At 46.7% G+C, this 11,251-nt stretch carries 12 protein-coding genes and 1 pseudogene; 7 read left to right on the forward strand and 6 right to left on the reverse strand.

Annotated features, from left to right (window positions below):
* Nucleotides 1-276 precede the first annotated feature (276 nt).
* Complete coding sequence (locus ACTTK6_RS11900; protein WP_079475567.1) at nt 277-1,266, forward strand: NAD(P)/FAD-dependent oxidoreductase; 990 nt, start codon at nt 277-279, stop codon at nt 1,264-1,266.
* Nucleotides 1,267-1,301: 35 nt separating this feature from the next.
* Here ACTTK6_RS11900 and ACTTK6_RS11905 read toward each other — a convergent pair whose 3' ends face one another.
* The gene (locus ACTTK6_RS11905) at nt 1,302-1,772 is read right to left on the reverse strand and encodes a hypothetical protein (protein WP_079475566.1); all 471 of its coding nucleotides are present in this window, start codon (nt 1,770-1,772) and stop codon (nt 1,302-1,304) included.
* A gap of 107 nt (nt 1,773-1,879) precedes the next feature.
* Complete coding sequence (locus tag ACTTK6_RS11910; RefSeq protein ID WP_079475565.1) at nt 1,880-2,233, reverse strand: HesB/IscA family protein; 354 nt, start codon at nt 2,231-2,233, stop codon at nt 1,880-1,882.
* 174 nt (nt 2,234-2,407) lie between these two features.
* On the opposite strand from ACTTK6_RS11910, the gene ACTTK6_RS11915 reads away from it, so the two are divergent.
* Nucleotides 2,408-4,033: an aryl-sulfate sulfotransferase gene (locus ACTTK6_RS11915; RefSeq protein WP_244897381.1), complete on the forward strand. Its 1,626-nt coding sequence runs from the start codon at nt 2,408-2,410 to the stop codon at nt 4,031-4,033.
* 223 nt (nt 4,034-4,256) lie between these two features.
* The gene (gene mqnE, locus ACTTK6_RS11920; protein ID WP_094908773.1) at nt 4,257-5,354 is read left to right on the forward strand and encodes an aminofutalosine synthase MqnE; all 1,098 of its coding nucleotides are present in this window, start codon (nt 4,257-4,259) and stop codon (nt 5,352-5,354) included.
* A gap of 36 nt (nt 5,355-5,390) precedes the next feature.
* On the opposite strand, the gene dapF is transcribed toward mqnE, so the two are convergent.
* From dapF to ACTTK6_RS11935, 3 genes are all read right to left on the reverse strand, one after another.
* Nucleotides 5,391-6,248 (reverse strand): diaminopimelate epimerase, encoded by an 858-nt coding sequence (dapF, locus tag ACTTK6_RS11925; protein WP_094908772.1) that lies wholly within the window; start codon nt 6,246-6,248, stop codon nt 5,391-5,393.
* Nucleotides 6,245-6,499, reverse strand: coding sequence for a hypothetical protein (locus ACTTK6_RS11930; protein WP_462833526.1), 255 nt, complete (start codon nt 6,497-6,499; stop codon nt 6,245-6,247). The genes dapF and ACTTK6_RS11930 overlap by 4 nt, the downstream gene beginning before the upstream one ends.
* Before the next feature lie 66 nt (nt 6,500-6,565).
* A complete protein-coding gene (locus ACTTK6_RS11935; protein WP_022794141.1) occupies nt 6,566-6,802 on the reverse strand; it encodes a YuzB family protein in 237 nt (78 codons plus the stop codon).
* A gap of 253 nt (nt 6,803-7,055) precedes the next feature.
* Here ACTTK6_RS11935 and ACTTK6_RS11940 point away from each other — a divergent pair.
* The 3 genes and pseudogenes from ACTTK6_RS11940 to ACTTK6_RS11950 form a co-directional block, all read left to right on the forward strand.
* Nucleotides 7,056-7,223 (forward strand): annotated as a pseudogene (locus tag ACTTK6_RS11940) (TetR/AcrR family transcriptional regulator); the annotation flags it as partial.
* 402 nt (nt 7,224-7,625) lie between these two features.
* Nucleotides 7,626-8,705: an NAD(P)/FAD-dependent oxidoreductase gene (locus ACTTK6_RS11945; protein ID WP_371862275.1), complete on the forward strand. Its 1,080-nt coding sequence runs from the start codon at nt 7,626-7,628 to the stop codon at nt 8,703-8,705.
* Nucleotides 8,706-8,946: 241 nt separating this feature from the next.
* Nucleotides 8,947-10,404, forward strand: a complete 1,458-nt coding sequence (locus ACTTK6_RS11950; RefSeq protein WP_462833527.1) for an alkaline phosphatase — start codon at nt 8,947-8,949, stop codon at nt 10,402-10,404.
* 68 nt (nt 10,405-10,472) lie between these two features.
* On the opposite strand, the gene ACTTK6_RS11955 is transcribed toward ACTTK6_RS11950, so the two are convergent.
* On the reverse strand, nt 10,473-10,796 hold the full coding sequence (locus ACTTK6_RS11955) for a DUF1462 family protein (protein ID WP_094908771.1): 324 nt from the start codon (nt 10,794-10,796) through the stop codon (nt 10,473-10,475).
* A 177-nt stretch (nt 10,797-10,973) separates the two neighbouring features.
* On the opposite strand from ACTTK6_RS11955, the gene ACTTK6_RS11960 reads away from it, so the two are divergent.
* Complete coding sequence (locus ACTTK6_RS11960) at nt 10,974-11,216, forward strand: NifU family protein (RefSeq protein ID WP_022793950.1); 243 nt, start codon at nt 10,974-10,976, stop codon at nt 11,214-11,216.
* Nucleotides 11,217-11,251: the final 35 nt, after the last annotated feature.

The following is an 11,251-nucleotide window of genomic DNA, read 5'->3' on the forward strand; positions in this document are numbered from 1 at the left end:
GCTTCATTACCTGCTTTTAATGCGTTGCATTTTGTAAAAAAATAGACACAAACCCCGTACTTAATATTATGGGTTTTGCCGTAATATTTCAACCTTTTTCCCGATTTTCACCTTTTTTCATCTCTTACCCTCAAGCGCGGCAGGGGAATACCCTTGGCATTGATTTTGCTTATGTTACAATGTAACTCTTGAAACAATTTCTCAATTGGTTTCTATTTTTCTCAATCAGTATTATAATGGAATGAAATTTGAAAAGATTTTTGGAGGTGTACCTTAGTGGTATTAGAGTCAGATATATACGATGTGACCATTATAGGCGGCGGTCCTACCGGTTTATTTACCGCATTTTACGGAGGGATGCGCCAGGCTAAAGTTAAAATCATTGAAAGCATGCCACAGCTCGGGGGCCAGCTTGCTGCCCTCTACCCGGAAAAGTTTATATATGACGTGGCAGGATTCCCGAAAGTCCGGGCCCAGGAGCTTGTAGATAATTTAATTGAACAGATGAATCCCTTCAACCCGGAGGTAGTCCTTGAACAAAGCGTAGAAAATGTCATCCGCAATGAAGATGACCTGATTGAGCTTCATACGGATAAAGGGGTGCATTATACCCGCACTATTATTATCACTGCTGGAGTAGGCGCTTTCCAGCCACGGAAACTTCAAATTGACGGCATGGAACCATATGAAGAATCCAATCTTCACTACTTTGTTAACGATCTCCAGGCATTTGCCGGAGAAAAAGTGACTATTCTTGGCGGCGGCGACTCAGCTGTTGACTGGGCAAATATGCTTGATCCAATCGCAGACGTCACTCTCGCCCACCGCCGGGACAAATTCCGTGCCCATGAGCACAGTGTCGAACAGCTTAACCAGTCGAACGTGGATATTCTCACCCCATTTCAGGTTAAAGACGTACTCGGAGACGGCGAACGTATTCAGCAGGTCGTTTTTGAAGAAGTGAAAGGTACTGTTGAGCAGGTCGTCGACGTTGATTCCCTGATCGTCAACTACGGCTTCGTTTCTTCTCTCGGCCCGATTAAAGAATGGGGACTCGATATTCATAAAAATTCCATTGTTGTAAATACAAAAATGGAAACAAACATCCCCGGCGTCTACGCAGCAGGGGACGTTACTTCCTACGAGGGCAAAGTAAAACTAATTGCTACCGGCTTCGGGGAAGCTCCTACGGCAGTGAACAACGCAATGAATTATATTAATCCAAAGGCAAAAGTTCAGCCGGGACACAGTTCCCATATGTTTTAATAAAAAAACGATCCGCATCCGGGATCGTTTTTTTGCTATTTAAAGCTGATTTCTTCTCCGGTCTTTTTCTGCACAGTTTCAGCGAAATTGTTCTTTTCCTTTTCCGCCTGTTCAAGCACCGGGTTAATATTTTCTTCAACCGACTGGGCCAGGTTCTCTGTGCTCATTAACTCTTCTGCAACGTATACGTATTGATTCGCATAGGAAACGTGAGCGTTATACACTGCCTGCATATCTTCGCCCTCCGGTACGCTGATCGTTTCAACGTTATCTAATGCCGTGACGAAGATATCTTCCTGCATGCTTTGAAGCTCTCCGCCTGCCCCTTCTTTTTCATCTTCTACGGCGTTTACAGCTTCTGTAAGATGTGTGTCCAGCTGCTCAAGCTCTGTGGCGCTTTCGTCCACTTCTTCTATGTATTGCTGTTCTTCGTCTGATAAGCTGCTTCCACAACCTGTCAGCATTATTGCGCTTAATACTCCTACAAAGATCGCTTGCCTTTTCATAACTCCACCCCCTTATCACTACATTTTACAAATTGTGCCTATACGTGACCAGAGAAACATAAAAAAAGCAGCTGTCAATACACAGCTGCTTTTTCAAAACTACTCTCTTAGCATTTCTCCGGTGTGCCTTCCTTGGTTGCGGTCTTGAACGATGCGCCGCAGCCGCAGGAGGCGATGGCGTTCGGGTTGTCGATCGTAAAGCCGCCGCCCATCATGTTTTCTTTGAAATCAATGTTTACGCCCTGGAGAACTGGAGCACTCTCATTATCAACAACGATAGGAACGCCTTTAATCTCAAGTACCTGATCCGTTTCTTCTACTGTAGAATCGAAACCCATGCCATAGGATAGGCCCGTGCACCCGCCACCTTTTACGCCTACACGCATATATAATGAACTGTCGCCTTCTTCTTCAATCATATCCAGCACGCGCTGTGCTGCTGCATCCGATAATACTAACATTAGTGTTTCCTCCTTTGTGTATCTGAGGCTCATTTATATTATAGACTCTATTCCTCCGTTCTTCAAATATTACCCTTCTGATTTTTTATCCAGTTGTTTTTGTGGGCAAATACATGCGCTTTACTTATACTTGTAATAGAAATATTAAAATAAGGAGGCGATTTTTTGAAAGTCATGACTCTACTTATCCTTGCCCTTGGCGTTGGATGGATTATTGTTGCGGAAAACACAAATCAGACTGTTTCTTTTTCAGTTTTCCAAAGTGCTTCCACGACAAATAGCGAAACTGATTTAATCGAAGAACAGAAAAAAATGGAAAAATCGTGGCAGCAGGAGTACATGGCCGGAAACTATACTTTTGATAACCCAATGATCATACAGGACCCTTACGGCGAGGCGCCGCTGACTGCCCTGGCTAAATTCCGCACTGAACAGCCAAGCCGTATTACTGTCACCGTAGCCAGCCGCAGTGAAGCGCAGGATATCACTCATACATACTCTGCCTTTAATCAGGAGCATGAGGTACCCGTTCTTGGCCTGTATCCAAGTACCGAAAACGAAGTTACTATTGAAGCTGAAGACCGGCAGGGAAACGTCCAGGTGAATACTGTTTCTATAGAAACCAGCGATACTCTCGCCTCCGCTCATGACCGGGAGATAGTGACAAGCTCCCCGGAGGAAATGGAGCCTGGGCTCACCTTTTTAATCCCTGGTAAATCCAACGTTTATGGCGTGGACGAAGAAGGAGACATCCGCTGGTATTCTTCCCGTACCGGAGGCTTTGTTTTTAAGCGTCTCTCCAATGGAAACCTGCTGCTCGGGGCATCCGAGTCAGCGGACAAGCGCAATGATTATCTGTTTGAGACAGATATGCTTGGAAAAGTCCAGCACCAGTATAAAATTAATTTGCCCAATTACGAGGACACTAACGTAATTCACCATGATGCCATCGAACTGCCAAATAACAATCTTTTAGTTACCGTCCACGATAACAGCAATGCCTACGAAGAGGATACTATGGTCGAAATTGACCGTAACACCGGTGAAACGGTAGAAACGCTTGATTTAAAAGACATCTTCCCTTCTGAAGCATATGAAGAATATTCCGGGCCGAACGAAAGTGACGGTGACTGGATGCATCAAAACGCTATTTGGTATGACGAAGAAAACAAAAGCATTCTTGTATCCGGACGCCATCAGAGTGCCGTGCTCAGCCTAACCTATCCCGATATGAATATTAACTGGATTCTTGCTGCCCCGGAGGGATGGTCAGAAAGCATGGCAGATAAAGTACTCGAACCCAAAAGCGAAAATTTAAAATATCCCGGTGCCCAGCACGCCCCGATGATACTCCCGGACCAGGATAATAACCCCGCCACGAAAGATGTTCTGCTGTTTGATAATAACAGGGCAGTTACCCGCGGCGATGATTCCCTCAGCAGAGATTTCAGCCAGGGAATTCAATATCGGATCAACGAAGAAGAAGGCACCGTGCAAACCGTTTGGAATTATGGTGAAGAGCGGGGGAAGAAATTCTTTTCCAATGTCGTCGGGGACGCTGACTTTTTGTACGAAACCAACAACCGCCTGTTGACCTCCGGCTATCAAAAAGTAGAAGACGGCTACCAGGCTACTGTCGTTGAAACTGCCGGCGATACGCAAAACGTTGTATACGAGCTCGAACTTTCCGGCATTAAAAAAGGCGACGGCCGGGTTGTTTACCGGGCAGAGCGGATGCCGCTCTATCCAGAAGCATGGAACTTCTCTTCCGCTTCCCCGGGCCCCGCTTCTTCTGACTGAGGAAGAAAAGTTGGTTTGGGCGTTGTTACTTTCCTTCCGGAATACCACGATGTATAATAAGAAATTGAGCCCCGGAAATTCTTGTTAGCTTGATGTCTTTCCCTGGCAGCATACCTTTTATATACCTATACCACAGATAAGGCTCTGCACGGCGGTACGGAAGCCGCCTGCAGGACCGCTGGACTTTACAGTATTTCTTGTACATCGGAAAGGAAGGATTATTATGGCGATCACCTTGAATCGCGACGCCGACATGCAGCGCATTGCCGACAAAGTCCGAGAAGGAGAACGGTTATCCATCGAAGACGGCCTCTACCTCTATGAAACAGCGGACCTATTGACCGTGGCCCAGTTGGCAAATGAGGTGAACGAAAGAAAAAACGGGGATAACGTTTATTTTATCGAAAATATGTACATCAACCCGACCAACGTATGCGAAGCCAGCTGTTCATTTTGCGGATTTAAACGCAAGCCCGGCCAAGAAGGCGCGTATACAATGCATGAGGAAGAACTGCTTGAATACGTTGAAAAACGCTGGAATGATAACATTCGCGAATTCCATATCGTTGGCGGCCACAACACGGATGTGCCTTTTGAGTATTATTTAAATACTGTGCGCGTATTGAAAAAGCATTACCCTCAGGCGAAGGTTAAAGCTTATACTGGGGCCGAAATCGAATTTTTCGCCCGCCATGCAGGAATCAGCATGCGCGAAGTCCTCGTAGAGCTGCAAAAGGCAGGCCTCGACACGCTTCCGGGCGGGGGCGCTGAAATTCTTACTGAAAATTACCGTGCAAAAATGAGCCCGGACAAGGCGACGACGTTCGAATGGCTCGAAGCTCACGAACTCGCTCACGATCTTGGCATGCGTACGCACGCCACCATGCTGTACGGGTCAATTGAATCGAAGGAGGAACGGCTTATTCATATGGACCGTGTCCGCGCCCTTCAGGATAAAACCAACGGATTCATGGTCTTTATCCCGCTGGCCATGCAGCCTCGCAAGCTCAATGCCGGCCTGCACCAGCGTACCTCGGCATTCGATGACCTGAGGACCGTGGCAATTTCAAGACTGATGCTTGATAACTTCGATCACATTAAAGCGTACTGGATTAACATCGGCGCCCAGTTGACCCAAATGGCCCTCACCTTTGGCTCTGATGACATTCACGGTACCCTGATCGAGGAACGAATTTCCCACTCCGTTGGCGCGTTGACGTCCCAGGGCATCACCCGCAAAGAATTAATCCATTTGATTAAAACAGCTGGAAAAACACCGGTGGAACGGGATACGTTCTATAATATTGTTAAATCTTATTAAACACAAAAAGAGAGCGGGCATCCGCTCTCTTTTTCTTTATACCGAGGCCCGTCTCGTTTCATAATCTCCAGTGCAGATGACCTCAGCATTCCCTGTCATGAGAATATTACCCGAGGACTGCCAGGTAATGTACAGATCGCCGCCGGGAAGGTGTACAGTCACTTCTTTATCTTTTTCGCTTTTCCCAGCTGCGACTGCAGCTGCCACTGCCGCACAAGCGCCGGTTCCGCAGGCCTGTGTAATACCGGATCCGCGCTCCCATACCCTGAAATCCATCACATCGCTGCGGCGCATATGCACAAATTCAACGTTAACTCCTTCCGGAAAGGCTTCATGCGTTTCCAGCTCCGCTCCTGCCTTTTCCACCGGGGCCTGCTCCACGTCATCCACGAAAATCACTGCATGCGGATTACCCATGGATACAGGCGCCAGCTGCCAGGAGCTTCCTGCTGCTTCAAGCACCAGCTCATTTTTTCCTGTGCCCTTTACAGGGATGTCCCTCCAGTTAAACTTCGGCGCTCCCATATCAATCGTCACCAGACTGACCGTCTGTCCTGTATTATCGGGGTGTACAGTGGCCTTCATTGTGCCGCCGAGTGTTTCGATCGTGAAACGTTCTTTACTTACATACCCGTGTTCGTAAGCATATTTTGCCGTGCAGCGCAGACCATTTCCACAGTTCTTCGCTTCCGAACCGTCCGCGTTAAACACCTGCATTTTTACATCTTCATGTGTCGACGGCCCAACCAGGATCAGCCCATCCGAGCCGATTCCTTTGTTTTTATCGGCTACCTGGCGGGCAAGCCTCGGCAGTTCATGCTCTTCAAGCGTTTCTTCAAATACGTCAACATAAATGTAGCTGTTGCCCAGTCCGTGCATTTTTGTAAATCTCATGACTTTCTCTCCCTTCGTCTCAGCGGCTCTGTTGTCCAGAAGTAGTCTTCATCTGCAAACACAATATGCATGCGCTTATGACAGCACGGCATATTGATATATGTTTTTATTTCCTCTTTAGCCCATTCTAAATCTTTTAATTTCATTGGCGTTAGTACGCTTCTCGTGCCGCAGTATGGACATTCATTAATGTAAATATCTTCGCCTGTTCTATCGTATGGCCATGTATTTTCAAACGGAATAATATCCATTTCTCTCCTCCTCTTTAAACGTTGAGAAAAAAAGCGCCTTCCCTTCTGCAGAAAGACGCTTTTGCATTAAAACATTGGGTTTTCTTCAAGGTGAGTATAAATATTGGCAAGAAGGTCTTTTTCATCTTCCCCTTCTACCGGCTCCCCGTTCACAAGTGCATACATGTTCATAGAGCAACGGCCGCAATAGCCTAAGCATATATCTTCAATAACATCCAGATTCGGATCTTTTTCAAGTTCTTCCATTGCCCCGTGAGAGCCGTTCGCCAAATTACTCATGCAAAACTCAATAATCGGCCTCATCTTTCATCACCTCTTCCCGGGTTATACGAGTTTATATTAGTCGTCTGCGGCCGCTTCGTCAACCAATTCGTTTGAATGAGCCGTTCACAAAATTGTTTGATATTTTTAAAATTGGTTGCCAAAGCAGCTGTACCTCTCTATAATCAAAATTGACCGCAGTCATTTTTACTGGCTGCATAACGAATCGTTCTCTCTCTATTATATTTTTTCTATTTTTGCAGACGCTTTTAGCTGCGCAGAGGGGGCACATTTTATGAAAAGAACAGAAAAACGCGAGCAGACACGCTCCCGCATTCTGCAGGCAGCCGTACGTTTATTTCAGGAAAACGGCTTTGAGCAGACAACGGTACAGGAAATCACAGCTTCTGCTGAAGTAGCCAAGGGGACTTTTTTTAATTATTTCCCCACGAAAGAGTCGATCATGCGTGCACTCGCAGAGGACCGGCTGCTCAGGGTACAGGAATATATGCAAACATATAAGGTTCGGCGCATGACTCTTACTTCACGTATTCGTGCCTACGCCGGCTATTTTTTAGGGGACTTTCACCTGAACCCTTCCCTGACCAGGCACATCTGGCGGCATGTAGTGGAGCATGACAGTGCTTTATTGAGCACATGGGAACAGCTTCTAGAGAGCGGGGTCCGCCAGCAGGAAATAAATCCTTCTATTTCTCCGCACCGATGGGCACACATTATTAACAGCTATTTTTATTACCAGCTTTCCATCGGTACTGAAACCGAACGCGAAGAACTACTTCACCATTTTATGCAGCTGGTCCACGCGGGTATAGACAGCATGCTACTCAAAGGGGGACAAGAAACAATGGAAAAAATTATCGTATTAGGAGGGGGCTACGGCGGGATGCGTTTTCTCCAGCGCGTACTCGGGAGCGACCTCCCCCAGGATGTTGATATTACATTAGTAGACAAACTTCCGTATCACTGTATGAAGACGGAATACTACGCGCTTGCCGCCGGCACTGAGTCGGACCACGACGTACGTGTTCCGTTTCCGGATCATTCCCGTTTAAAAATTCATTTTGGCACAATCGACCATATCGACATGGAAAATCAGATGGTCGTTATGTCTGATTCTTCCTCGCTTCCCTATGACAAGCTTGTTGCCGGTCTCGGGTCGGTGGACAACTTTCACGGTGTGCCTGGAGCAGAGGAGCATTCCTACAGCATCCAGAGCATGGAAGCAACGCGTCGCACGTACGAAGCCATCAGCAATCTTCCGCCAAAAGCAGCAGTTAGTATTGTAGGTGCAGGCCTCAGCGGTGTGGAACTGGCGAGCGAGCTGCGGGAAAGCCGGGCTGATCTTCACGTACGCTTGTTCGACCGCGGAGAAACTATTCTGCCCATGTTTCCAAAACGCCTGAGTAACTATGTACAGAACTGGTTTGAAAAGCACGACGTGGAAGTAATCAGTAATTCCGACATTACTACGGTAACAGAAGAAGGCCTGTACAATCATGAAGACTGGATTCAGTCTGAAGCGATCATTTGGACAGCAGGAATCCAGCCAAACAAAATTATCCGTGATCTTGATACTGAAAAAGACCGGAAGGGACGCATCATTTTAACCCCTCACCATCATTTAACAAACGATGAAAATATTTTCATCGTTGGAGACTGTGCCAGCCTGCCGCATGCACCAAGCGCCCAGCTTGCTGAAGGCCAGGCGGAACAAATTGCTACGATTATGAAAAAACGATGGAAGAACGAATCTCTTCCGGAAACAATGCCTGAGATCAAGCTTAAAGGAACCCTCGGTTCTTTAGGCAAAAAGCATGGATTTGGAGTTATGGGCGGCACTGCCAAAGCAGCAGTTACCGGCCGTGTAGCCCGGCTGTTAAAAAGCGGCGTGCTCTGGATGTACAAAAATCACTCTGGCGTATAAACAATTTAACGGCTTATATTACCTTTAAAGAAGACCTGCCCGTGTGGCAGGCTTTTTTTGTGTTACCGTAACTTAGTTTTCACTAAGTAAATAATCATGAATAACATGAAAAATTTAGAAATTTTTAGGCACATTGGATTAAAAAAACGTAATGCTATTGACTAGGTATCGTTCTCCATTTACTATTAACTAAAATTTCAAAAAATATAAAATTTTGTGTAATATTATGGGGAGGGTCAGTATGCATTTTAATGGAAAATTAACTGTCGGTGTTCTTGCCGGAATGGTCATCAGCTCAGGGGGGCTTCTTTACGCAAGTGGTTCTGCAAATGATAACGCCAATGAGAATGGTATTGAAAACAGCAGTAAAAATTCTGGGGACCAAGCCCCCGAAAATGTGATAGTGATGATCGGGGACGGCATGGGTATGGGACAGATGGAAATCGCTTCAACGCTTGAGTACGGCAAAGAAGGCGAATTGTTCATGGAATCGCTCGAACATACGGGTATGACCAGCACACATTCTGCCGACAATAATGTAACCGACTCAGCTGCCGCCGGTACTGCCCTTGCTACCGGCACGAAAACCAATAATGGAAGTGTCGGTGTCGATGAAGATGGCAATGAAGTGGACAGCATTCTAGATCACTATCAAGAGGACGGGAAAAAAGTTGGCGTAATTTCTAACAATACCGTCACAGACGCGACGCCAGCCTCATTTACTGCAAGCGTAGCTGACCGTGGAAGTGAAGAGGACATTGCCGAACAGCAGTACGAAGAGAAATACGATGTACTGCTTGGGGGCGGCGGCGAATTTTTCGGAGCTGATGAGGAAGAGAACGAAGACAGGCTCGTGGATGATTTTCAGGAAAGCGGCTATGAGTATGCAACTAATGAAGAAGAGCTTGAGGAGGTTGGCACTCCGGACAAATTGCTTGGTCTGTTTAATGATTCGTATATGAATTATAAAACTGACAAAGACGACGTCGACAGCAAAGAGCCCTCCCTGCAGGCTATGACGGAAGCAGGGCTCGATGTACTCTCTCAGGATGAGGATGGTTTCTTTATGATGGTCGAGGGGGCCCGTATTGACCACGCTGCCCACGCGGCTGATGCCACAGGCGTTTGGCAGGAAATGATCGAATTTGACCAAACAGTGGAACAGGTCGTTACCTGGGCGGAAGACCGCGATGATACACTTGTTGTTGTGCTCTCCGATCACGAGACGCTTGGCATGTCCGCCACAGAATCGATGGATGTGGACGGCCTGAAAGACATTGAAGTATCGCCCGAATATATGGCCCAGCAGCTCGAAGCCCGGGAAGACTCTGACGAATACACTGATGAAAGCATTAAGCAGGTGTTCTCGGAGTACGCTGATATCGATATTACAGATGATGAATTAGAAGCATTCCGTGCAAATATTGAGGACGATGAAGGGGAAGTGTACCCAGAATACCAGGTAGGCTGGGAAATCGGCTCCATCATTGCCGATCACTACAGTGTAGGTTCTCTTGACACCGAAATACGTGCAGAGAGTGATACCGGCGGCCATACAGGAGAAATGGTGCCATTCTTTGCCGCTGGCGCCGGCAGTGACCATTTTACCGGTTATAAGGATAACACGGATATTGTCGGACTTATCGAAGAAGCTTCTGCTGAACAAACTGGTCATGGCAAAAAGAATGACCATGATTAATCAGGGCTGAATCTGTTAACAGCTGAAAAGGCCGGCCTGAAGTTCTCCCTCTTCGGCCAGCCTTTTTTCTATTTCGCAGTGGTGTCTGAGCGGTACTCTTTTGTTTTGTCGATTTCTTTATAAATGACCTTGAGTCTCGGATTACCCTCAGCTACCACGGTTCCATTCACCGTAACAAGCGGATAAAAGTATTCTTCCTGCCGGACTTTTTCCGCTACGGGGTCCTTCCCTGAACTCCTGTCTTCAATATCAATATGCTCTACTTCAGGAGTGTCTTCCGGGTATTTTCTCTGAATTGCAGCCTCCAGCCATTCTGCTGTTTCACGGCTGGAGGGAAGGTTAACGCAGCTCGGGCATTTCTTTTCCGCTCCATAAACTTTTATCACAATCACACGCCTGCCTCCTTTTCTTTATCATACTATATCTGCGCTTTCTTCACTATCTCTTATGCCCGGTTGATAATGATTGTCAAACAGCACTTGTTCGTAGTAGAATGCATATATACGTGATGACATTTGAACATAACAGCCCAACGGTTTATAATAAAAGTATTGAAAGGAGAGATCAACATGCCACAAACGACAGAAGATATGCATGCACAGGTTCAGGAGGTTCTTGAAAAGCTCCGTCCCTTCCTGCTTCGCGACGGAGGCGACGTAGAACTTGTAGATATTGAAGACGGCATCGTTATGGTCCGCCTTATGGGAGCATGCGGCTCCTGCCCTTCCTCTACAATTACACTGAAAGCTGGTATCGAACGCGCGCTTTTAGAAGAAGTGCCGGGTGTTAAAGAACTCGAACAGGTATTCTAATAGACTGTAACCGCAAAAAGCTCAGGGCATTAAAT

It is taken from the genome of Marinococcus salis (assembly GCF_054971365.1).